19 protein-coding genes and 2 pseudogenes are annotated in these 22,597 nt (G+C 69.5%); 7 read left to right on the top strand and 14 right to left on the bottom strand.

Annotation, left to right across the window (positions count from 1 at the left end; genetic code table 11):
* Positions 1-16: 16 nt before the first annotated feature.
* Positions 17-1,147, bottom strand: a complete 1,131-nt coding sequence (locus ACTWQR_RS32800; RefSeq protein WP_443230841.1) for an alpha/beta hydrolase-fold protein — start codon at positions 1,145-1,147, stop codon at positions 17-19.
* A gap of 115 nt (positions 1,148-1,262) precedes the next feature.
* Here ACTWQR_RS32800 and ACTWQR_RS32805 point away from each other — a divergent pair, with 115 nt between their 5' ends.
* The 3 genes and pseudogenes from ACTWQR_RS32805 (at position 1,263) to ACTWQR_RS32815 (ending at position 2,599) form a co-directional block, all read left to right on the top strand.
* On the top strand, positions 1,263-1,475 hold the full coding sequence (locus ACTWQR_RS32805; protein ID WP_443230842.1) for an MbtH family protein: 213 nt from the start codon (positions 1,263-1,265) through the stop codon (positions 1,473-1,475).
* A 135-nt stretch (positions 1,476-1,610) separates the two neighbouring features.
* A pseudogene (locus ACTWQR_RS32810) lies at positions 1,611-1,883 on the top strand (amidohydrolase family protein); the annotation flags it as partial.
* Positions 1,884-2,077: 194 nt separating this feature from the next.
* Complete coding sequence (locus ACTWQR_RS32815) at positions 2,078-2,599, top strand: GNAT family N-acetyltransferase (protein WP_443230843.1); 522 nt, start codon at positions 2,078-2,080, stop codon at positions 2,597-2,599.
* Between the two features lie 67 nt (positions 2,600-2,666).
* Here the strand turns inward: ACTWQR_RS32815 and ACTWQR_RS32820 are convergent, their stop codons facing one another.
* The 4 genes from ACTWQR_RS32820 to ACTWQR_RS32835 all read right to left on the bottom strand — a co-directional run bounded on the left by ACTWQR_RS32820 (position 2,667) and on the right by ACTWQR_RS32835 (position 5,362).
* Positions 2,667-3,089, bottom strand: a complete 423-nt coding sequence (locus ACTWQR_RS32820) for a (4Fe-4S)-binding protein (protein WP_443230844.1) — start codon at positions 3,087-3,089, stop codon at positions 2,667-2,669.
* Positions 3,090-3,133: 44 nt separating this feature from the next.
* Complete coding sequence (locus tag ACTWQR_RS32825; protein ID WP_443230845.1) at positions 3,134-3,442, bottom strand: GNAT family N-acetyltransferase; 309 nt, start codon at positions 3,440-3,442, stop codon at positions 3,134-3,136.
* A 155-nt stretch (positions 3,443-3,597) separates the two neighbouring features.
* Entirely contained in the window at positions 3,598-4,224 is a 627-nt protein-coding gene (locus tag ACTWQR_RS32830; protein ID WP_443230846.1) for a CE1759 family FMN reductase, read from the bottom strand.
* A 46-nt stretch (positions 4,225-4,270) separates the two neighbouring features.
* Positions 4,271-5,362 (bottom strand): LLM class flavin-dependent oxidoreductase, encoded by a 1,092-nt coding sequence (locus ACTWQR_RS32835; protein ID WP_443230888.1) that lies wholly within the window; start codon positions 5,360-5,362, stop codon positions 4,271-4,273.
* A 202-nt stretch (positions 5,363-5,564) separates the two neighbouring features.
* Between ACTWQR_RS32835 and ACTWQR_RS32840 the strand changes: the two genes are divergently transcribed.
* On the top strand, positions 5,565-5,936 hold the full coding sequence (locus ACTWQR_RS32840; protein ID WP_443230847.1) for a DoxX family protein: 372 nt from the start codon (positions 5,565-5,567) through the stop codon (positions 5,934-5,936).
* A 19-nt stretch (positions 5,937-5,955) separates the two neighbouring features.
* Here ACTWQR_RS32840 and ACTWQR_RS32845 read toward each other — a convergent pair whose 3' ends face one another.
* Positions 5,956-6,432 carry a MarR family winged helix-turn-helix transcriptional regulator gene (locus ACTWQR_RS32845; RefSeq protein ID WP_443230848.1) on the bottom strand — a complete coding sequence of 159 codons (477 nt, stop codon included), beginning with the start codon at positions 6,430-6,432 and terminating at the stop codon, positions 5,956-5,958.
* Positions 6,433-6,644: 212 nt separating this feature from the next.
* On the opposite strand from ACTWQR_RS32845, the gene ACTWQR_RS32850 reads away from it, so the two are divergent.
* Both ACTWQR_RS32850 and ACTWQR_RS32855 read left to right on the top strand, forming a co-directional pair.
* Entirely contained in the window at positions 6,645-8,384 is a 1,740-nt protein-coding gene (locus ACTWQR_RS32850; RefSeq protein WP_443230849.1) for a pyruvate dehydrogenase, read from the top strand.
* A 469-nt stretch (positions 8,385-8,853) separates the two neighbouring features.
* Positions 8,854-9,522 carry an SDR family NAD(P)-dependent oxidoreductase gene (locus tag ACTWQR_RS32855; RefSeq protein WP_443230850.1) on the top strand — a complete coding sequence of 223 codons (669 nt, stop codon included), beginning with the start codon at positions 8,854-8,856 and terminating at the stop codon, positions 9,520-9,522.
* 119 nt (positions 9,523-9,641) lie between these two features.
* Here ACTWQR_RS32855 and ACTWQR_RS32860 read toward each other — a convergent pair whose 3' ends face one another.
* Both ACTWQR_RS32860 and ACTWQR_RS32865 read right to left on the bottom strand, forming a co-directional pair.
* Complete coding sequence (locus ACTWQR_RS32860) at positions 9,642-9,983, bottom strand: hypothetical protein (protein ID WP_443230851.1); 342 nt, start codon at positions 9,981-9,983, stop codon at positions 9,642-9,644.
* Entirely contained in the window at positions 9,980-10,705 is a 726-nt protein-coding gene (locus ACTWQR_RS32865; RefSeq protein WP_443230852.1) for a TetR/AcrR family transcriptional regulator, read from the bottom strand. Before ACTWQR_RS32865 ends, ACTWQR_RS32860 begins: the two co-directional genes overlap by 4 nt.
* Positions 10,706-11,043: 338 nt before the next feature.
* Here ACTWQR_RS32865 and ACTWQR_RS32870 point away from each other — a divergent pair, with 338 nt between their 5' ends.
* Positions 11,044-12,822: a glycoside hydrolase family 15 protein gene (locus tag ACTWQR_RS32870; protein ID WP_443230853.1), complete on the top strand. Its 1,779-nt coding sequence runs from the start codon at positions 11,044-11,046 to the stop codon at positions 12,820-12,822.
* On the opposite strand, the gene ACTWQR_RS32875 is transcribed toward ACTWQR_RS32870, so the two are convergent.
* The 6 genes and pseudogenes from ACTWQR_RS32875 to ACTWQR_RS32900 all read right to left on the bottom strand — a co-directional run bounded on the left by ACTWQR_RS32875 (position 12,779) and on the right by ACTWQR_RS32900 (position 22,541).
* Positions 12,779-13,555, bottom strand: a complete 777-nt coding sequence (locus tag ACTWQR_RS32875; RefSeq protein WP_443230854.1) for a class I SAM-dependent methyltransferase — start codon at positions 13,553-13,555, stop codon at positions 12,779-12,781. The genes ACTWQR_RS32870 and ACTWQR_RS32875 overlap by 44 nt on opposite strands.
* A 7-nt stretch (positions 13,556-13,562) precedes the next feature.
* Positions 13,563-18,062, bottom strand: a complete 4,500-nt coding sequence (locus ACTWQR_RS32880; RefSeq protein WP_443230889.1) for an aminotransferase class I/II-fold pyridoxal phosphate-dependent enzyme — start codon at positions 18,060-18,062, stop codon at positions 13,563-13,565.
* A 143-nt stretch (positions 18,063-18,205) separates the two neighbouring features.
* Complete coding sequence (gene galE / locus ACTWQR_RS32885) at positions 18,206-19,261, bottom strand: UDP-glucose 4-epimerase GalE (RefSeq protein ID WP_443230855.1); 1,056 nt, start codon at positions 19,259-19,261, stop codon at positions 18,206-18,208.
* A gap of 109 nt (positions 19,262-19,370) precedes the next feature.
* Positions 19,371-19,907, bottom strand: a complete 537-nt coding sequence (locus tag ACTWQR_RS32890) for an NUDIX hydrolase family protein (RefSeq protein WP_443230856.1) — start codon at positions 19,905-19,907, stop codon at positions 19,371-19,373.
* Positions 19,908-19,989: 82 nt separating this feature from the next.
* Positions 19,990-21,042, bottom strand: a pseudogene (locus tag ACTWQR_RS32895) (iron-siderophore ABC transporter substrate-binding protein).
* Between the two features lie 161 nt (positions 21,043-21,203).
* A complete protein-coding gene (locus ACTWQR_RS32900; RefSeq protein ID WP_443230857.1) occupies positions 21,204-22,541 on the bottom strand; it encodes a lysine N(6)-hydroxylase/L-ornithine N(5)-oxygenase family protein in 1,338 nt (445 codons plus the stop codon).
* Positions 22,542-22,597 lie beyond the last annotated feature (56 nt).

Here is a 22,597-nt window from a genome sequence, read left to right on the forward strand (position 1 = left end):
GCTCCCAGCGGAGCGCTCACGCGAGGGTCCAGGCCACATCCCTGAGCAGGGCCTGCCGCCACCCCGCCCGGTCGTGGCCGGACGCCGACCGCGAGACGCGCACGGCCGCACCGGCCTCCTCGGCCAGGGCCTCCACCGGCTCACAGTGGGGCAACATCCGCGTCTCGTGTTCCCCCACGTCGAACGCGACCCGTAGCCCGGACAGTTCGGGCCTACGGGCCCGCAGGCGCGCCGCGATGGAGCCCCCGACCGGCCCGCCCAACGGGTCGGCCAGACCCATCGCGTCGGGCGTCCACCAGAACGACCCCGACTGGCAGGCGACACGGGACACCAGCTCCGGGAACTCCAGCGCCGCGTACACCGCGCTCAGCCCGCCGAGGCTCTGCCCGGCGACCACCAGCCGGTCCAGGTCAGCGGGTACGCCGCTCTCCGCCACCAGCGGTAGCAGTTCGTCCCGGACCGCCTCCCACAGCTCGGGCCTGCACCCGAACTCGGCCGCCCTGTCCTTGGTCGGAAGGAAGACGAGGGTGACCGGGGGCATCTCGCCACTGGCGACGGCCGAATCGAACGCGGTCATGGCCGGGTGCAGGTACAGCCAGTCGTCCCCGTCGAGCAGCAGGACCACCGGCCCGCCGCCGCCCGCCGGGTGGACGCGCACGGTGCGCCGCCCGCCGAGCCGTTCGCCGGCCCAGCGGATCCGGGTGCGGGGGAGGGGCAGTACGACGTCGGTGCCGGCGCCGATGACGGGCCAGTGCGGCTGGGCCGGGGCGTCCGGGGTCGCGGCGATGGACCGGTCACCGCCCGCACCGACCGGATTGAACGGGTCGGCGTACGCCGCGTCGCCCGCGAGGAACTGGTAGGTCACCCGCAGCCGCGCGGGCATGCGCACCTCGGCGTACCAGCAGTCCGTGTCGCCCCATCGGCGCAGGGGTACCGGCTCTGACCAGCTCTCGAAGCCGATGCTGGCCGGAGACCCGCGCCACAGGAACAAGGTCACCCAACCGCCGTCGTCGGCGGGTACCGACGCGGGTGTCCCGGCCGTTGCCCAGAACTCGTCGGTGCCGGGTTTGCCGGGCAGCCCGAACTCGACGAAGGCGTTCTCCATATCGGCCATATCGGCTGTGAGGCCGGAGACAGGTTCGGTCATGGCCGGCTGGGTCTCCTTGTGAGAGGGAAGGGGAGAGGCTAAGGTCAGCTCAGCCTAATTAGGCGAGCCTAACCTAATCATGGCGTTCCCTTCCATCCCTGAGGAGGCACCGAACATGAGCACCAACCCCTTCGACGACACCGAAGGCCGTTTCCTGGTCCTGGTGAACGACGAGGGCCAGCACTCGCTCTGGCCGTCCTTCGCCGAGGTGCCCGGGGGGTGGGCGATCGTCTTCGACGAGAACACCCGAGAGGCATGCCTGGACTACATCGAGGCCCACTGGACCGACCTGCGGCCCCGATCCCTCGCCACGTCCATGGACGTCTGACCGTCCCCGGCGAGCCGCCCCGCCAAGGACCTCGGCCCGTGCCCGCGGGCCCGGCCGATTCGCCCGCCACCGTGTCGGCCGACACCTCGGAGGGGCGCCACTGATGCTCTGCGCCAGACTGACGAACGCGCGCCCATCCAGTTCATGGCCGAGCGCGCCTCCGAGTCCGGCCAGGTGATCGGCCCGGACGAGGGCATCACCGTCGACCAGGCCCTGCATGCCTACACCGTCGCCGGCGCCTTCGCCTGCCACTGGGAGGACATCCTGGGAAGCCTCACCCCGGGCAGGCGCGCCGACCTGGTCGTGCTCGGCGGCGACCCCCGTAGCGTCGATACATCGCGCATCGGAGACATCGCGGTGGTGGCGACATATGTCGACGGCCGCGAGACCGGGAAGGCGGTGTCGTGAGCAGCAAGACGGCGGCTGTCCGGAGCGTGGACCGGGCGCGTGAGCGAGTACGCCGAGCTCGCGGTGGCACGCGCGGCACGGGGACCCCGCGCTGGACTCCCGAATAAGGCAAGGCTAGCCTTACCTCGCTTGTCTCGTCGGAGTGAAGCGGCTACGAGCCGTTCTTTCGACCGTGGAACCGAGGAAGGAAAGCCTTGATCACGGCTACGCCGCGCCCTGCCCCGCTCCCGCATGCGCTCCTCTCGCCGACGTCCGCCGTCCGCACCGCCCGTCAGGCGGACGCTGCCGCACTCGCCGCGCTGTCCCGGCCCTTCGTGCGCTCGGGGGCGCTGCGGGAGCGGCCTGTCTCGCTCTATGCCACCCACACGGCCGACTTCCTCGTGACGGAGGCCCCCGACGGCACCCTCGAGGGCTGCGTGGGGTTGCGCTCGCACCCGGCCGACCCGAGGGAGGGCCGCGGACCCGCGGGAGTTGTGTACAACTTCTGCGTGGCCGGGCACAGGCAGGGCGGCGGAGTGGGAGCCGGGCTCCTGCGCGCCGTACTGGCCAGGGCGCGCGCCCAGTCGCTCGGTGCCCTGTTCACGGCGACGACCGGCGGTGGCGGCCTGTTCCTCCGGTACGGCTTCGCGCCCACGACCGCGCGCCTGGCGCCGCCGTCCTGGGCGGAGTCCCTGGACCCACGACGCGGCGCGCGGATCCTCGCGAGAAACCTGTGACCTTCGGCTTGCGGAGCTGGGGATCGGCGGCACCGACCCGGCGGGGTATCGGGTGCCGCCGCCGGTCTCAATGGCCGCAGGCGCCCGAGTGGTCGCAGTACGGCTGCAGTTGGCTTTGCCCACAGCCGCACAGGATGGCCCTGGTGTCGGTGCGCGGTCCCTCCGCCGTGACCAGCGACAGTTCGCCGCGCACGATCAGCTGCCCGGCAGGGGTCCGGGTGATCCGGGTGGGCCGGTCCGCGATCTCCGTCGCGCCGCCAGACGGTTCGTGCCGCAGCTCGTACTGCAGCGCGCCCGAGGGGCAGCGGCGTACCACTTCGGCGAGGCGGTCGGCCGAGGCGGCGTCCGGCTGGATCCATGGACGCCTGTCCGCGTCGAAGACCTCGGGCAGGCCGTTGAGGCACTCGGCGGCGTGCAGGCAGCGCCTCGCCTCGAAGGTCACGGTGATCCCCGGCGCCGTATACGCCTTCTTCTGTGGTTTGCCGCTCATGCCGGCCTTCTCCCTCACTGCTGCGTCTCGGCCAGGCGGCCGGGTCAGTCGCTGACCTTGCTCCGGGCCTGGTACAGCAGGTCGGCGTACTCGGGGTGACGGGCGATCCAGCCGGCGTAGAAGGGGCAGGTGGCCAGCACGCGCAGCCCCGCGGCACGTGCCTCGTCGAGGGAGGTCCGCGCCAACGCCGAACCGATTCCCCGGCCCTCGTACTCGGGCGCCACCTCGGTGTGGACGAACGCGATCAGTTCCGCCGTTCGGATGTACTGCGCATAGCCCGCGACCGCGGACTCCCCGTCCACCCGTGCCTCGTAGCGGCGTGCCTCGGGTGCGTCGATGACCTTGACCGTCATATTTCCTCCTTGAAACCCGGCCCGTTCCGACGGGGAGCCGCCGTACACGAGGAGCCTTGCTGGCACATTGATGAAAATAGCATAGGTTGATGTGTCAACTCTCGGGTGCGCGCCACCTCCATCGCCCCTTGTTCCCGGCGCTCCCGCGACGCCATTTACGCCGGCCGGAGCGCGGCCAGTTGCTGCGCGAACGGGACGACGGTTCCCGCGGAGCCGGTGGTGGTCGTCGGGCGTGCGCTCATCAGGTCGGCCAGTTCCCCGGCGGCGCGGCTGATCCGGGAGGCGAGTCCGTCGGTGTGGTCGTCCCCGGATGAGCCCCAGTCCTCGGAGGCGGCGTAGACGGCGGTGGGTACGACGATTGCGCGCAGGTAGGTGAACAGTGGGCGCAGGGCGTGCTCGAGGGCGAGTGAGTGGCGGGCGCTGCCGCCGGTGGCGGCGATGAGGACGGGTGTCGCGATGAGGGCCTCGTTGTCGATGACGTCGAAGAACGACTTGAACAGTCCGCTGTAGGAGGCGCTGAAGACGGGTGTCACCGCGATGACGGCGTCCGCTTCCGTGACCGCTTCCAGCATCTCGCTCAGGGCGGGACTCGGGAATCCGGTCACCATGTTGTGGGCGATGTCGGCGGCGACGTCGCGCAGTTCGACCACGCGGATGTCCACCGGGCGTCCGGAGTCCGCCAGGCTTTGCCGGGTGGCCTCGGTGAGCCGGTCGGCCAGCAGCCGGCTGGACGAGGGCAGGCTCAGCCCCGCCGAGACGACCACGAGTTTCAGGGCGTTCATGATTCCCTTCCGTTCCCTTCCTTGAAGTCCGGGGGTCTGCGCGTCCTCAGGCCTTGACGTCCTCGGTGTCGCGAGTGGCGAGCCGTGCGGCATGGGTGGGGCCGTCGGGCACGTTCGCCGGCCGGTTCTTGGCGAACTCCTCGCGCAGGACGGGCACGACCTCCTCTCCGAGCATCTCGATCTGCTCCAGCACCGACTTGAGCGGGACCCCGCCGCCGTCCACCACGAAGAGCTGGCGCTGGTAGTCGCCGAAGTGCTCACGGAAGGTGAGCGTCTTCTCTATGACCTGCTCAGGGGTGCCGACGGTCAGCGGCGTCTGCTCCATGTAGTCCTCCATGGAAATCCCGCCACCCATCACCGGTGAGTGGTCGAAGAACGGGCGGAACTCGCGGATGGCGTCCTGGGAGTTGCGGCGCATGTAGACGTGCCCGCCGAGGCCGACGACGGCCTGCTCGGGGCTGCCGTGGCCGTAGTACGCGTACCGCTCCCGGTACAGGTTGATCAGCCGCTGGAAGTGCTCCTTGGGCCAGAAGATGTTGTTGGCGAAGAAGCCGTCGCCGTAGTACGCGGCCTGCTCCGCGATCTCCGGGGAACGGATGGAGCCGTGCCAGACGAACGGCGGTACTCCGTCCAGCGGACGCGGCGTGGAGGTGAAGCCCTGCAGCGGCGTGCGGAACCGGCCCTCCCAGTCGACCACGTCCTGGCGCCACAGCTTGTGCAGCAGCGCGTAGTTCTCGATGGCGAGGTTGATGCCCTCGCGGATGTCCTTGCCGAACCACGGATAGACCGGTCCGGTGTTGCCGCGCCCCATCACCAGGTCGACGCGGCCATCGGCCAGGTGCTGGAGCATCGCGTAGTCCTCGGCGATCTTCACCGGGTCGTTGGTGGTGATCAGCGTGGTGGCCGTGGAGAGGATCAGCTTCTCGGTGCGGGCGGCGATCCAGCCCAGCATGGTGGTGGGGGAGGAGGGCACGAACGGCCGGTTGTGGTGCTCGCCGGTCGCGAAGACGTCCAGGCCGACTTCCTCGGTCTTCTGCGCGATGGTGACCATCGCCTTGATCCGCTCGTGCTCGGTCGGCGTCCGGCCCGTGGTCGGGTCGGTGGTGACATCGCCGACGGTGAAGATCCCGAACTGCATCGTGCTCATCCTCTTCCATTCTGTTGACGAATCAACTGCCCAGGGAACGTCGGGGCCGGCGCAACTATTCCGGGGTGGGGTGACCGTGTCCCGAGCGTGATTGACGCGTCAACCTTTGCGTCCTAAGCTCCCGGTTGATCAGTCAATCAATGGTGCGTGTTCCCGTCCGGGCCATGCACCGAGCCGGAAGGAAATCCATCCGATGTACATCGCCGCCGCCGTTCTCAGCGTGCTCCTGGCTCTGGTGGCACTCGCTGCCGGGGCACCCAAGGTCCTGCTCAAGGGGGATGTTTCCGCCGGGCTGCAGTCGCACATGGGGCTGAGCGCCGCGTTCGTCCGGTTCATCGGGCTCGCCGAGTCGGCCGCCGCCGTCGGTCTGGTCGTAGGACTCTTCTGGCAGCCCCTGGGCATCGCTGCCGCTGTCGGCTTCGCCGTCACGATGATCGGGGCGATCGGCTTCCACGCCAAGGTCGGTGACTACGCCAACCCCGAGACTCGTGGCAGCGCGATGGCTCCCTTCGTCCTCGTCCTGCTCGCAGTCGCTGCCGCCGTCACTCTCACCTTGGCGATGTAGGAACATTCTGGTGCTCGGTTCAGGCGAACGGGGAGCTGTCCTTCTCCAGCTCTTCGAGAACGCGGTTGGCGATCCGGGCGAGCATGGCGAGCTCTGCCGGGCTGAGCGGATCGATGAACAGGCGGCGGACTGCCTCGACATGGCGGGGGGCCGCCGTTGCGAGCGCCTCATGGCCGGCGGGAGTGGCGACGACGAACGCCACGCGTGCGTCGGTGGGGCGGTCCTCCCGGACAACCAGGCCGCACTTGGTCATTCGGTTGATGTGGTGGGACATCCGGCTCTTCTCCCACTCCACCGCCTTGGCCAGTTCCAGGACGCGCAACCGTCCCTCGGGTACTTCGCTGAGGTGGACGAGTACCCCGTAGTCGGCGGTGGACAGGCCGGATTCGGCCTGCGCCTGGCGGCCCGGTCGGCCGACGAGCTTTTCCCACAGCCGCACGAAGCTGCGCCAGGCGTGTTGCTCCGTCTCGGTGAGCCGGCGCCGTGTCTCAGTCATACGTGCCAGCGTAGCGACTTGTTGACGCATCACCTGACGGTTGTCGTCCGGCCGGCGTCGGTGTTGCTTCTGTTCGAGAGGGCCGAGGGTGCCGTGCGGGTGACGGACGGGCGGCTGTGTGACGTTCGCCCATCGAGCGGGTCGGTGGCACTCCCGCTTCCGCGATCCGATGGAATCAGAGCTGTCGAGAAGCCCGTTCAAGGAGGACTCAGGTGCGTAATCCGACCGTGGCACAGCAGTTGATCGATGTCCTGCGACAGGCGGGAGTGGAACGGATCTACGGCGTCGTCGGCGACAGTCTCAATCCGGTCGTGGACGCGATCCGGCGTACCGACGGCATCGACTGGGTCCATGTGCGCAACGAGGAGGCGGCGGCGTTGGCCGCTGCGGCCGAGGCGCAGCTGACCGGGCGGCTCGCGGTGTGCGCGGGCAGTTGCGGCCCGGGCAATACCCACCTGATCCAGGGCCTGTACGACGCGAACCGCACCGGGGCCCCGGTGCTCGCGATCGCCTCTCACATCCCCTCGAAGCAGATCGGAACCGGGTTCTTCCAGGAGACGCACCCGGAGCGGCTGTTCACCGAGTGCAGCCAGTACTGCGAAATGGTGAGCCAACCGGCGCAGATGCCCCGCATGGTGCGGATCGCCGTACAGCGCGCGCTGTCCGACAACGGCGTGTCGGTGCTCGTCATGCCCGGCGACCTGTCCCACGCGCCCGCCGCGAACCCCACCGGATCGAGCAGCTTCGTCACCGCCCGCGGCCGGGTCGTACCGCCGGCCGACCAGGTTCAGGACCTCGCGGGGAAGCTCAACGCCGCCGAGAAGGTGATGTTCTTCTGCGGCGCCGGTGTACGGGACGCGCATGGCGAGGTGATGGAACTCGCCGGCCGGGTGCACGCGCCCGTCGGGCACACGCTGCGCGGCAAGGAGTGGATCCAGCACGACAACCCGTACGACGTCGGCATGAGCGGACTGCTCGGCTACGGCGCCTGCTACGACGCCATGCACGAGGCGGACCTTGTGGTGCTGCTGGGCACCGACTTCCCGTACGACGACTTCCTGCCGCAGGCCCGTAGCGTGCAGATCGATCACGACGCGGGCCGGATCGGGCGGCGGACCGCGCTGGAGCTGGGCGTGCACGGCGACGTGGGCGAGACGCTGCGCGCCGTGCTGCCGCTGGTCGAGGCGAAGCGCGATCGCTCCTACCTGGACCGGACACTGCGCCATCACGCCAGGTCCTTGGAGAACGTCGTCTCCGCCTACACCCGCAACGTCGAGCACCACGTGCCGATCCACCCCGAATACCCGGCGTCGATCCTCGACGAACTCGCCGACGACGACGCGGTGTTCACCGTCGACACCGGCATGTGCAACGTGTGGGCGGCCCGCTACATCACGCCCAACGGCCGCCGCCGCGTGATCGGTTCGTTCCTGCACGGCACCATGGCCAACGCGCTGCCGCACGCCATCGGGGCCCAGTTCGCCTACCCGGGCCGCCAGGTGATCTCGATGTCGGGAGACGGCGGACTCGGCATGCTCATGGGCGAGCTGCTCACCGTCAAACTGCACAAGCTGCCGGTGAAGACCATCGTCTTCAACAACTCCTCCCTCGGCATGGTCAAGCTGGAGATGATGGTCGACGGCCTGCCCGACTACCAGACCGACCACGAGCCGGTGGACTACGCCGCCATCGCCAAGGGCGTCGGAATCCACGCGATCCGCATCGAGAAGCCCGGACAGCTCCACGAAGGCCTGCGGGAGGCGCTGGCGTACGACGGACCCTGCCTGGTGGATGTGGTCACCGACCCCAACGCACTGTCGATCCCGCCGCACATCTCCGGCGAACAGGTGAAGGGATTCGCCTTCTCGGCGGGGAGGACGGTACTCAACGGGGGTGTGGGGAAGATGCTCGACCTGGCCAGGGCCAACCTCCGCAACGTTCCGCGGCCCTGAACCCGGCTGCCGGGGGCGACGTCAGCGCGCCGGCCGTCCGGCCAGTCGGCGGACAGCCGGCCGTTGCCCCGCGCCACCAGGCAGGAGCGGTGGGCCGGTCCACCTGACTGGCTGCCAGGACGGCCTTGCTGTCGTCCTCGGCGCTCACACCGGAACCGGATCCGTGCCGCAGCCGGCAGTTCAGCGGCAGTACGTCACCGCCGCCGGAAACGGCCGCCCTGTCTGTGCCGGTGCGCAGCAGCTGGCAGCCGACGGGGATCACCCCGCCGTCCGCGGCCCCCGGGCGGTCCGAGGTCTCGTCCGGCCGTGGCGAGCTCCCCAGCACCCGGACACCCCCTCGTACGAGGTGCCGCTGCGGGGCATACATGCTTCAGCCGACCCAGGTCCCAGGTCCCAGGTCCCAGGGTGCAGGACCTGGACCCGGGACCCACCCGGCCCTCCTGGGCGCCCAACAACTTACGGAGGAGCCATGACCACCATCGCCATCATCGGAGCGGGCCCCGGCCTCGGAGCCGCCGTCGCGCGGCAGTTCGGCCGTGCGGGCTTCGACGTCGCGCTCATCTCGCGCAGCCACGAGCGTGTCAACGGCCTCGCCGCCCACCTGGCCGGTGAGGGCATCACGGCGCGCGGTTTCGCCGCCGACGTACGCGACACGAAAGCCCTCGCGACCGCTCTCGACGCGGCGACCGCGACCCTGGGCCCGGTCGAGGTGCTGCAGTACAGCCCGGTCCCGCACCGGGACTTCATGCGACCGGTCCTGGAGACCACCCCCGCCGATCTCGCCGGCCCGATCGAGTTCTCGGTGTACGGTCCCGTCGCCGCCGTGCAACAGGTGCTGCCCGGCATGCGTGACCTCGGCCGCGGCACCATCCTCTTCGTCAACGGCGGCACTGCCGTCGTCCCCCACCCCGACCGCGCCGGCACCTCGATCGCCTTCGCCGCCGAGAGCGCGTACGGCCATCTGCTGCACGACACGCTCTCGGGCGAAGGCATCCACGTCGCGCAGCTGGTCATTCCCGGTGCGATCACTCCAGGACACCGGAGGAAGGACCCCGCCGTGCTCGCGGACACCCTGTGGGGCATGCACCAGGACCGGCACGGATTCCGGCACTTCGCCGACGACCTCGAGGCCGTCTGACCTGTCGACGCCTCCTCCACGGGCCTCGCCTCGCGAACTCACCTCTGGGCACGGGCCGCAGGCCACGGGTGAGCGCGTACAGCGACCTTCTGCCGCTCGGTGCGCTCGGTGCGCAGGGTTCAGAGTGCCCTTGTCGGGAACAGGGCCCGGAGCTCCCAACCGTTGCCTGCGTTGGGTGCCGCGTGCAGTTCGCCGCCCAGCGCGGCGACACGCTCACTCAGGCCGACGAGGCCGAAGCCGCCGCCGTGCGCCGCGGCGGGGAGCTCGGTGAGGAAGGGGCGGCGCGGATCAGCCAGGGGATGCGTGCCGGTCGGCGCCGGTCCGGCCGTAGTGCGGTGCGGCTGTTGGAGGCGCGGGGTGTGGCGGTCCGCGGGGCGTCCCGGTACGGTACGCCGTCCTTCGACTGGACTGTGGTTCGACGAGCTTTGCAGCGTGAATCCGGTGGCTCCCCGACCAGTCACTCTGCCGCGAGGAACCGGTCGAGCAGCGCGTCGAGGCCCGCTGCCAGCCCCTCCGGCCCACCTCTTTCGGCGAGCGCGGCGGCGGTTTCCCGGAGCAGGGGCAGTTCCTGCGACGGCATGCGGTGCAGGCCGAGACGGAACGCCGGGTCGGGCTCGTCCGGGTTGTCGACCATGGGCCGCAGCTCCGTGGACACGTAGCCGAGGAGCCAGGCGGTGAACGCCCGGAAGACGGCTGAGGCGCGGACGTCGTCGAGCCCGGCCTCTCGTAGCAGAGCCAGCACTCTCTCGTGGTCTCGCAACACGGCCAGTGGCCGCTGGGCCAGCGGGACCGCCAGCATGCGAGTGGCCAGCAGCGGGACGGCCCGGGGGTGGGCGAGGCAGATGTCGTACGTCGCGCTGGCGATCCGGTGCAGCTCGGTGCGCCAGGCGGGTGCGGCGGCCTCCGCCCCGAGGACAGGCTCTGCGCCCAGGCGTTCCTCGAGTTCGAGATACAGGGCTTCGACCAGGCCGTCGAGGAGGGCGTCCTTGCTCGCGGCGTACCGGTAAAGCGCCATCGCCTCCACGCCGAGCTCGGTGCCCAGGCGACGCATGCTCAGCGCCGAGAGGCCCTCCCGGTCCACGAGGTCGAGGGCGCTGGCCAGCACACGCTCCCGGTTCAGCCTGCCGTAGCGCCCGCGGTCGCTGGCCCGACGTGTCGGGCCGGTCCCTGAGCGATTCGCCATTCCGCGTCTCCTCGCCGCTCGATCGCGCAGGTCTCATGGGGGCGACAGCCTGCGAGCGAGCTGCCTCCCTCGTCTCTGACTGGTTCGTTGCCTCACCTTGACGGTATGTCCCTTTCGAAAGCTATACGTGTACATAGTAAACATTTGGCAGCACGGATCAGGCGCACCGTCGGCTGGGCTTCCGACGCCTGCGTCCGTTTCAGGCGGGTGCGGACCGGCCCGAAGTCCTTCTCCCGAAGTCCCTTCGGGGCAGCGGGCCGTGGAGCGGGGCCTGCTATTCCGCCGCGGTCGGCGTATTCTTGAAGGGCGGCAAAGCGTACGGCGGCGTAATTCCGATCATGAATCTCCCCATCGAGGATTACGCCCTCATCAGTGACCTGGAAACCGCCGCAATGGTCGGCAGGAACGGGTCCATCGACTGGCTGTGTCTGCCCCGATTCGATTCGCCGGCCTGTCTGGCCGCGCTACTGGGCACGGAGGACAACGGATTCTGGCGAGTCTCTCCCGTCGCCCGCGGCCCCTGTGCGAGTCGGGCGTACCGCCCGGACACGTTGGTTCTGGAAACGCAGTGGGAGTCCGACACCGGTACGGCACGGGTCACGGATTTCATGCCGCCGCGAACCGAGGTGCCGTGCATCGTCCGCGTGGTCGACGGACTGTCGGGTTCCGTTTCCATGCGCAGCGAACTGCGGCTGCGGTTCCACCACGGCCGTGTCGTCCCGTGGATCCGGGACACCGACAGCTGCACGGTCGCGGTCGCCGGGCCGGACGCCGTCTGGCTGAGTGCGGACGGCCCGGTGCGGACGCTCGACCCTGAGGACTCCACCATTTTCGACTTCACCGTCACGGCCGGCCACCGGCTGGCTCTGAGACTGGCGTGGTCACCGTCGCACCTCCCCGAACTGCCCGCACCCCTGTGCGTCCCGGCGGAGACGGTTCTCAAAGAGACCGGCGACTTCTGGCGGCACTGGGCCGGCCAGTGCCGCTATCAGGGCCCGTGGCGGGATGCCGTGGTGCGTTCCCTGATCACCCTGAAGGCACTCACGTACGCGCCCACGGGCGGCATCGTCGCCGCGCCCACCACGTCGCTCCCCGGGTGCCTCGGAGGCGAACGCAACTGGGACTACCGGTTCTGCTGGCTGCGCGACTCCACCCGGACCCTGTCCTGCCTGCTGCGCAGCGGCTACCGGGACGAGGCGACGGCATGGCTGGACTGGCTGGTGCGGGCCATCGCCGGCGCCCCCGCCGATCTGCAGACCGTGTACGGCGTCGGGGGACAGCGGCTCCTGCCGGAGACCGAGGCGCCGTGGCTGGCCGGCTACGAAGGTTCACGGCCGGTCCGGTTCGGGAACTCCGCGGTGAGCCAGTTCCAGCTGGAGGTGTACGGCGAGGTCATGGACGCGCTTCATCTGTCGCTGCGTGCGGGCATCCCCATGCCCGCGCACATGTGGAGTCTGGTGGAGGCACTGATGGGCCACCTGCGGCGGCACTGGCGGGGGTCGGACCAGGGACTGTGGCAGGTGCGCGGGCCGCGTCGGCAGTTCGTCCACTCCAAGGTCATGGCGTGGGTGGCCGCGGACCGCGCCCTGCGCATGGGGAAGCTGCTCGGCAGGAACGGGTCCTCGGGGAAGTGGCGGGCCATGCGGGACGAGGTGCACGGTGAGGTGTGCCGGGAGGGGTGGGATACGGAGCAGGGAACCTTCGTACAGTCCTACGGCTCGTCGGCCCTGGACGCTTCGGCTCTGTTGATTCCCCGGCTCGGTTTTCTGCCGGCTCAGGACGAGAGGGTGCGCGGTACTGTCCGCGCGATGCGGGAGCTGGAGCACGGCGGATTCGTGCGGAGGTACGCGCTGGACGGCCGAGGTGCGCACCGTGTGGACGGTATGCACGGTTCCGAGGGCGCGTTCGTGTCATGTTCCCTGTGGTACGCCGACGCCCTCGCCGAGACCGGCCACAGGGAACAGGCACGGGAGGCCTTCGAGAGAGTCCTCGCCGTCCGTAACGACGTCGGTCTGCTCTCGGAGCAGTGGGATCCGGACGCGGGCCGCCAACTGGGCAACGCCCCGCAGGCGTTCAGCCATATCGCCCTGGTGGAGACGGCGTTCGCCCTGTCATGAGCACCATCCCCGAGTCGCCGTAGTCCGGAAGCGTCGGATCGGCATTGATCCGCGTCACCGCGAGCCGGTCGGTCAGCGGCGCGAACACCTCCCTGATGACGCCCGGGTCCACGGGGCAGCCGGGCCACCGGGAGGCGGGACCGATGCGGTACGTCGGCATGTTCTCCATGAACGCCGCGACCAGATGCCCGCCCGGGACGACGGAGCGCGCGAAGTGGCCGCAGAAGTCCGTGAATTCCTCGAAGTCCTCGGTCACGCCCTCGGCCACGAAGTGCATCGACGCGAGGCCGTAACTGCCCGGCCGGATGGTCCGGACGTCGCCGTGGATGACGCGCACGCGCGTGAGCGCCGCCGACAGGGTCTCCGGAAGGCTCGGGTCCAGCCGTCGGCACAGCGAGTAGAACGGCTCCCAGCTGTCATCGGGGCCGCGCCGGAGCTGCCCGGTCAGGTAGGCGACGTTTGCCGCGCCCGCCTCCACGGCGTCGACATGGCGACTCGCGGAGGCGGCGAGCATGAGCGGATACAGATTGGGGCCGGCCCCGAATTCCACCGACCGTGCGATGCTCCCCGGCGCGAACCCGCGGTAGAACGCGGAGTGGTGGGCGATGACCGCCGCGTCGGACGGGTGCAGCTCGCGGTAGTTCTCGGCGAGGTAGTCCTCGACGGGCCAGCTGTCCCAGTCCACATCGTCGTTGCGGGTCGGCGCCGTACCGGCTCTCGCGGATTCGGGCATGCCCGGCTCAGCTCCTCTGCCGCAGGGCGAAACGTTCGGAGAGCCGGCTCAGTGTGTCGTTGAGCCGGTCGATGTCCTCGTCGGAGTTGAGCGCCGTGATCTGGATGCGGAAGCCGACACGGTCGCGCGGGACGAGAGGGTAGGCCGCGAGGGTCACATAGATGCCGTGGTCCCAGAGGAAATCCGCGACCGCTTCGAGGTCCGAGGCGTTGACGAGCGGGATCTCCACGATCGGCAGCTGACGGATCCCCGGCGCCTCGAGGCCGAGACCTTGAACGTGGTCGAACATCCGGACGGTCTTGCGGTGCAGATCGGCGCGGATCGCGTCCCCCCGGCGGTCGTTCACCTCCAGACCGGTGAGCGCCGTGGCCAGGGAGGCCGTGGGCGAGGGGCCCGAGTAGAGATAGGGCCCCGCGGCGATCTTCAGATGGTCCTTGAGCCGGGAAGGCAGGGCGATGAAGGCCAGCAGCGACGAGTACGCCTTGGAGAAGCCACCGACGAGCACGATGCCGTCGTAGGTCTCGCCCGTGTGCCGGACGACACCGTTGCCACGAGAGCCGTACGGGCACAGCTCGTCCGCCGTCCGCTCCCCGATGACGCCGAAACCGTGCGTGTCGTCGATGTACAGCGTGGCGTCCCGGTCCCGGCAGATACCGACCAGTTCGGGGAGGTCGGGAATGTTTCCGCTCATGCTGTCGACGCCGTCCAGACAGACGAGCCGGGGCTTGCCGGACGACACAGCACCCAGCAGGGTGTCGAGCTCGTCGGGCCGGTCGGCGCGGAACCGCCGCAGGGTCGCGCCCTGGCCCCGGGCAGCTACACAACCCTCGTACACCGTGCGGTGCGCTCTGGCCTCGACGAAGACGTGCCCCTCGCCGGCGAGGACAGGGATCACCGAGTGGTGGATCAGGGTGGCGGTCGGCAGGAGCAGTGTGTCCGGCGCGTCGAGGAGAGCGGTGAGCCTCTCCTCGATCTCGGGGTACAGCCGCGGGCTGCCGAGCAGCCGCGACCAGCTGGGGTGCGTTCCCCACTGCCGGACGGCGGGCTCGATCGCGTCGATGATCTCGGGGTCGTAGTCGAAGCCCAGGTAGTTGCAGGAGGCGAAGTCGATCAGCCAGTGGTCTCCGCTGCGGATGTGCCGACCGCGCACCTCGTCCAGGACCGCGTCGCTCATCGGGCTCGTCCGCCGGAGGTGTTCGAGGTCGCCCCAGCGTGGATCACGCCGTACCCCCACGGGTTCGGCAGTGGTTTCGCGCATGGTGGTGTGCTCCTTGTCCGCGGCCGTCCCGCCTACGACGGCCCGGGGTCCGCCCCTCGCCGCCCTCAGCTGGAGACCGCCGCGCCGCCGCGCCGCCGCGCCGCTGTCCGGCCGCGCCGCCGCGCCGCTGTCCCGCGGCGCCGGCCGGTCCGCGTCGCGCTCCCGCAGGACGACCTCCCCCTGCTCCACCGTCAGTGGCCGTGCGAACAGGTACCCCTGCCCGAACCGGCAGCCGATACCGGCCAGCAGCTCTCGCTGAGCCGGCTGCTCGATGCCCTCGGCGATCACCTGGAGACCGAGCGTGTCCGCGATGCGGACGATGCCCTCGACGAGCGCGACCTGTTGGGGATCCCGCGGGATGTCGTCGATGAACGTCTTGTCGATCTTGAGTACGTCGATGGGGAATTCCCGCAGATAGCGCAGTGAGGAGAATCCGGTACCGAAGTCGTCGATCGCGATGCGTACGCCGAGATCCTTCAGCGCCCGTATCAGCGTGTCGAACTGCTCGTCCCGATGCATCAGCACCGACTCGGTGAGCTCCAGCTGCAGCGAGCCCGGGAGGAGGCCGGGGGTGTCGAGGGCCTGGCACACCTCGTTCAGAAAGCCCATGTCCCGCCACTGGCGGGCGGACACGTTGACGCTGATGTATGGGGGCGGCGACCGCCCCGCCTGGTGTTGCAACCGGGTGATGTCGGCCGCGGCGTTTCGCAGGACCCAGGCGCCCAGCGACGTGATGTGCCCGGTCTCCTCGGCGAGCGGGATGAACTGCCGCGGTGGGACCAGACCGCGTCGGATGTGCGGCCAGCGGGCCAGTGCCTCGAAGCCGACGACCTCGCCCACGGTGATGTCCACGACCGGCTGATAGCGCAGGGCGAACTCCTCCTTGACGATCGCGCTGTCCAGGTTCGCCAGCAGGTCGTGCCGCTCCACCATGCGGACGCGCAGCTGGGGCCGGAAGCGGCGCCACTGGCGCTTCCCGGCGGCCTTGGCCGCGTACAGGGCCAGATCGGCATGGGTCAGCAGCTCTTCGGCGTCCGTGCTGTCCATGGCCGTGGCCACGCCCACGCTGGCGGAGACGCTCACCGAGTCGTCGGGCAGCTGGAAGGGCCGGTTGAGTGTCTGGATCACCTGCGCGGCCAGCAGCTCGGCGTCGAGGGGCTGCTTCGCGTCCTCCATCAGCACCGCGAACTCGTCACCGCCGAGCCGAGCCGCGGTGTCCGAGCGGCGCAGCGTCTCCGCCAGGCGCTCTCCCACGGCGCGAAGGAGCTGGTCGCCGACCGAGTGGCCCAAAGTGTCGTTGACGACTTTGAAGTCGTCCAGGTCGATGAAGAGCAGACAGGTGACGGTCGACTCGCGGCGGCCGCGCAGCAGCGCGCGCTCGGTCCGCTCCAGCAGCAGCGTCCGGTTGGGGAGACCGGTCAGGGAATCGTGAAAGGCCCGCTGAGTGAGCTCGTGCTCCAGCTGACGCTGTTCGGTGACGTCCCGCAGAGTGACGACCAGCCCGCCCACGGTCTTGTCCTGTCGCAGGTCACGGCAGCGCACCTCGACTTCGATGCGACCGGATTCGCGCAGCACCCACCAGTGGTCATGGGCCTCCTGCCGCCCGGTGGTCCGCAGGGCTGTCAGCGTGCGGTTCACCCGGTCGCGATCGGCTGGATCCACCAGCTCCTGCAGCGCCGTACCGATGAGCTGCGCCCTGCCGAAGACAGCTTCCGCGGACGGGCTGGCGTAGCGAACGGTCGTGGCGTCGTCGACGATGAGGATGACGTCGGAGGCGTTGCGCACCAGGGTGCGGAAGTACGCCTCGCTCTCCTTCCGGCTGATCTCCTGCCGGAGCGCTATGCGCTCCGTCGCCAGTCCCGCGTGCGAGGCGAGGATCTCCAGCGAGCCGCGCATCTCGGTGAGACGACGCTCCGGTCCCGCCACCAGCAGCACGCCGGGCAGCTCGCCGCTGTCGGGGCGGTCGGGTTGGGTCATGGGGCACACCAGAGCGGTCGGCAGGTTTGCCAGTCCGGCGGCGGTGGCCGGTCCGAGCTGGGCCACAGGCACCATGAGCGTGCGGTGGAGGGCAAGACCGGCCGGTTCGTTCCGCGGGACCCCACCGGTGCCCGCGACGTGCCCGTCGTCGAGCGGGTCGGAGGACCGCGCCAAGAGCGTGTACAGGTCCTGGGCATGTTCGGCCGACAGCAGCGTGGCGGCGTGCCGGAGCTTCGTACCGAACAGCGCGGTGACCGCCGTGTCGCAGGACTGCGCGATCTCCTGCGGCGTTACCGCCGCGACCAGTGAGGCGGTCGCCACTCGCAGGGCCTGTTCACGCGTTACGGCCTTGCGGTGTGCCACGATCATGCCCGCGAGACGGAAGATCACGAGCATGAACAGGACACTCGAGAAGACGGCGAACACCATCCCGGCGTGGACCCCGCCCTCGATCTCCTCGTAGAGCAGGATCCCGGGCGCGATCAGTGTGGCCACGGTGAGCAGCAGGAGGCGGCGCCAGGGCAGGAGCAAGGACTGGGACTGGGACTGCGACGCGGTCAGCTCCGCCATGGAGGGGTGCAGCGCCGCCAGTCCCCAGGCCGTGTAGAAGACGATCCAGCCGGAGTCCAGGACCGTGCCGGCCTGCCATGTCCCGCTGAGCTGGAGGATGCCGTAAGCGACGTCGAAACAGAGCAGCGTGAGGGTACCGAGGACGAGCAGCTGCACGGCGCGGTTGCGGCCGGACATGGGGCTGGGGGCGAGCAGCCGGACCAGCAACGCCAGCACCAGTACGTCGCCCAGCGGGTACGCGATGCTGATGGCGCGCTGCTGCCAGGTCAGGCCCTCCAGCCGGGCGAGTGGCTGCACCAGATAGACCCAGACAGGCAGGGCGAGTCCGGCGGTGATGATCAGCGCGTCCAGCAGGCTGGGCAGATCACGGTCCACCCAGCGGTACCGGACCAGGCCGAACAGGCCCGCGGCGAAGAGCGGGTAAGTGGCGAGATAGCAGGCGTCCGCCGGAGAGGGGAACGGATTGGACGCGTCGAAGTACTCTTCGAGCACGTTGTAGTACGTGTCACCCGTGGCGAAGGTCAGCAGTCCGGCGGCGAGCAGCCACCAGGGCCAGCGGTGCGCGGGCCGGTGGACGCGCACGCCGGTGAGTACGGCGGCCGCACCACCCAGCCCGATCACGGCCCAGAGCGGTGTACGCGTCTCCGGGATGGTCATGTACAGGGTGGTGAAGGCGGCGACCAGCGCGATGTACGCGGCCATCAGCCGGTGAGCCAGCAGCAATGACAAGCGCCTCCCCGAGTTGGAGGACACCGGACCGCGATCAAGGCGTCAACCGGGCGGTTTATGTACAAATCGTAGGCACGGTGGTTGCCCGGCTGCATCTCGTCGTCACCCGCTCGGCATCAGTGTTTCGTGTGAGGCCGCCGTGCGGAGCCCTCGTAGCCGCGGGGATGGAGCCGCTGGAACCGCCAGGCGTCCCGGCACATGTCGGTGAGGTCCCGGGTCGGGCGCCAGCCCCAGACGCGCGTCACGGCGCTCGCGTCCGCGACGAGCTCGGCCACGTCACCGGGACGGCGGGGCGCGACCTCGGAGGGGAGGGGTCTTCCGCACGCGTCGGAGAACGCGGCCACGACGTCGAGGACGGAACTGCCCTTCCCAGTGCCCAGGTTGTACACGCGCATGCCGGGTCCGTCGTCGAGGTGGTCGAGTGCGACGCGGTGTGCCTCGACGGTGTCCATGACGTGCAGATAGTCGCGGATCGCGGTCCCGTCGGGCGTGGGGTAGTCGGTGCCGAACACCCTGAGCTGCTCCCGTCGGCCGACGGCCACCTGGGCCACGTACGGCATCAGGTTCTCGGGGGTGCCGCGGGGGTCCTCGCCGAGCAGGCCGCTGGGGTGGGCGCCGGCCGGGTTGAAGTACCGCAGACAGAGCACGGTGTACTCGGGGTGCCGGTGGCACACGTCGGCGAGGATCTGTTCGCAGATCCACTTGGAGGCCGCGTACGGACTGGTCGGCCGGGGCGGAGTGGTCTCGTCCAGCGGCCCGTGTCCGGCGTCGCCGTAGACCGTGCAGGAGGAGGAGAACACGAGCTGGTGCACGCCGTGCTCGTGCATGGTCCGGAGCAGGGCGGTCGTGCCGCCGACGTTGGTGTCGTAGTACTCGACGGGCATCCGTGTCGACTCGCCCGTGGCCTTGTGCGCGGCAAAGTGCACGACGGCGTCCACGGAGTGTCGGTCGAAGACGGCCGACAGGGTAGGTCGATCACGGATGTCCAGCTCATAGACGGCACCGACGAAACGGCCGGCGATACGTTCCACGCGGGCGTAGACCTGCGGGGTGCTGTTGGAGTAGTTGTCGACCGCGATGACCTCGAAGCCGTGGTCGAGCAGTTCGACGCAGGCGTGACTGCCGATGAAACCGGCTCCGCCGGTTACGAGGACCGTCGACGGTGCGTTCATGGGCCCGGGCTCTTCTGTCGAGGACGTCGTACGTTTACGGCGTATATGTACGACTCTCCGCCTATTGCTCCCGGACGTCAAGGCCTGTCGGTGCCCGTTGCGGGACGGTTCAGGACAGACAGCCCACATACGCGAGGGCCTGCTTGAGCAGAACGCCGTGTCCGCCCGGCATCTCGTTCTGGACCATGGGCGACAGGGCTTCCTCCGGACTGAACCAGACCAGGTCGAGAGCGTCCTGCCGGGGGCGGCAGTCGCCGGTCACCGGGACGATGTAGGCGAGGGACACCGCGTGCTGGCGGGGGTCGTGGAACGGCGTGACCCCCTGCGTCGGGAAGTACTCGGCGACGGTGAAGGGCTGCAGGGAGGTCGGGACCCGGGGCAGCGCCACCGGACCGAGGTCCTTCTCCAGATTGCGCAGGAGGGCGTCCCGGACCCGCTCGTGGTGCAGCACCCGGCCCGAGACGAGGGAGCGGCTGACCGTCCCGTCCGGCCCGATGCGCAGCAGCAGTCCGATGCTGACGACCTCGCCGTTGTCGTCGACTCGCACCGGTACGGCCTCGACGTAGAGGATCGGCATGCGTTCGCGCGCCGACTCGAGCTCGTCGGGAGTCAGCCAGCCGGGCGTGAGTTCAGTCGTGTCAGACATTGGGTGATCATACTTTCAAGGTGTCCCGATTCGCGCGCGCGACGGTGAGGCCTGGGTCACCCCTCGGGAGGCCGGGAAGTCCTCAGGACGTCGGCTGAGCCACCTTCGTCCCGGTGTCGCCGTCGACGGCCGCGGTCAGTTGCGGGACCAGGCGGTCGAGCATGTACGGCAGGCTCAGCACCGACACGAAGGAGACGGAGTTTCCGTAGTCGCCGGCCTCCTTGACGTAGACCTCACGCTGCTGCTTCGCCACGTTCAGGTCGGCGTAGAGGGCGCTCTTGTGGAGCTTGGCCTGGTCCTGGGCCGTGTCGGCGACGATCCACACGATCGCGTCGGTGTCCAGCAGGTCGGTGCGCTCCTTGCTGATGTTGGCCCCGAACTCGTCCCCGATGACCTTGTCCAGGTCGGTCGGCAGTTTGAAGCCGAGGTCGGTGAGGACACGCGAGCGCGGATCCTGGCTGCCGAAGACGAAGATGCCGTCGTACGGGGTGGCCATCACCGCGGTGGACCTGGCGAAGTCCGGGTTCTTGTCGGACGCGGCCTTGAAGCCGCCCTCGACCCCCTTGACGAGGTCCCGCGCCTTGGCCTCCTGGCCGAGCGCCTTGCCGATGATCCCGGTCTGCTGCTGCCACGGGACCCCGAAGTCGTTGTATTGCTTGGGCTGGGCCACCACGGGGCGAACTTCGACAGGGTGTCGTACTGGGCTTTCGTCAGCCCCCGTAGACCGCGAGGATCAGGTCCGGCCGGAGCGCGGCGATCTTCTCCGTCTGGGGCCCGGTGCCCGTCTCCTTCAGAACGGTCGGGGTCTTCGCGCTGCCGAGCTCGTCGGTTGCCCAGGGGCCGATGGCGCCCTGCTAGCCGCCGAGCCACTCGGTGGTTCCGACGGCGCCTTGCCCAGGGCGAGTACGGCGTCCTGGTCGGTCAGCCCGACCGTGACGATCCGCTTCGGCTCGGACTTGACGGTGGCGCTGCCGTACTTGTGGGTGAGCGTCACCGGAAAGGCGCTGTTCGCAGGCGCGGACGGGCCCGCGCCTGCCGCGGAATCGTCGTCGGAACCGCAGGCGGCGATGCCGAGGAGGAGCAGCACGGAGGCGAGCGCCGCGGCGAGGCGTGTGCCTCTGGAAGAGCCGAGCATCAGTGGTCCTTCAGGGTGGGGTGGTGTCAGGACTGTGATCGTGCCTGGGCGTCTCGTCCGGCACGGCCGCCGGCGGGTCCGCCGACGCCGGCAGGAGTCGCCTCTCGTACGGGCGTGACGGCGCGCGGAAACGTGCCGTCACGCCCGACCGTGGGAGCCCCTCAGCGGGTGTGCGCGGCCATGTCGCCCGCGCGATGGGTGAGCAGGGAGTCGAGGATCTCGCCGGAACGAACGGCCGTGGTGGACAGCAGAGTCGAGGTGAGACCGTGCGTGTGCTCGGTCGCGCCCTGCAGATAGATGCCGGCCGTGACCTCGGGTGAGAGCTCGACGCGATGGTCGCGCCCTACGCGCACCGCGTCCTTGTCGTCCCGCAGACAGAGTTTCGCGGTCCTGCCCAGGAGCGAGTCGAGGTCTCTCGGCCGGTAGCCGGTCGCGTGGACGAGCAGGTCGGCGGAGAGCACCTCCCGCTCTCCCGTGGGGAGATACTCGACGGTTACCTCGAGTTTGTCGTCCAGGCTGCGGACGTCCCGGATGCGGGACACGTTGCGCAGGATCAGTCGCTCCCGGCCCTGGACCTTCTCGCGGTACATGGTCGCGTACAGCGACTCGATCAGATCCATGTCGACCACCGAGTAGTTGGTGCTGCGGTGGTAGTCGACCAGGGACTGTTTCACCTCCGGTTTCGACTCGAAGTAGATGTCCACGGCCTCGGGGTCGAAGATCCGGTTGGCGAACGGGCTGTCGTCGGCGGGCGTGTACCCGTACTTGGCGAAGATCGCGCAGATCTCCGCCTCGGGGAAGGACTGGTGCAGGTAGTCGACCGCTTCGGCGGCGCTCTGGCCGGCGCCGAGCACCAGGACTCGGCCCACTGAGGAGCCGGAGCCGTTCAACTCCCTGACGCGCGGGACGAGTTGGCTGTTGTGCCAGATGCGGTCGGACAGCGCTGCGTCCGGCGGCAGGTGGGGCTCCAGGCCGACGGCCACCGAGATGTTGCGGGCCCTTCGGGTGACGGTCCGCTCCGGTGCGCCGGGCACGCGGCTGACGACGTCCAGCCAGCGGACCTCCCCGTCGGGTCCCGTCACCGGTTCCACCGAGACGACCTCGTCGGAGTAGTCGACCAGGTGCGCGACCCGGGCGGCCGCCCACTCGAAGTACTCGTGGAACTCGATCCGCAGCGGGAAGAGCGTCTTCGCGTTGAGGAAGTCCACCATCCTGCCCCGCTCCCGCAGGAAGCACAGGAAGCTGAAGTCGCTGGTCGGGTTGCGCATGGTGACCAGGTCCTTGAGAAAGGAGACCTGCATCGTCGCGTCTTCGATGAGCATTCCACGGTGCCAGCCGAACGACGGCTGGCGCTCCAGGAATCCGGCGCGGATCCGGTTCTCCGGAGCGGCCCCGGCGTTGTGTTCCTCAACCGCGATGGCCAGTGCGAGATTTGACGGCCCGAAACCTATACCGAGCACATCAAGGACGGCGTCCGGTTCGTCGTGCAGTGCGTTCACCGCAACTTTCCTTCCCCTAGGCGCCCCTGATGTTAAATAAGGTTAGCCTTACCTTG

Source organism: Streptomyces sp. 2A115, assembly GCF_052245575.1.
Classification (GTDB): Bacteria; Actinomycetota; Actinomycetes; order Streptomycetales; family Streptomycetaceae; genus Streptomyces.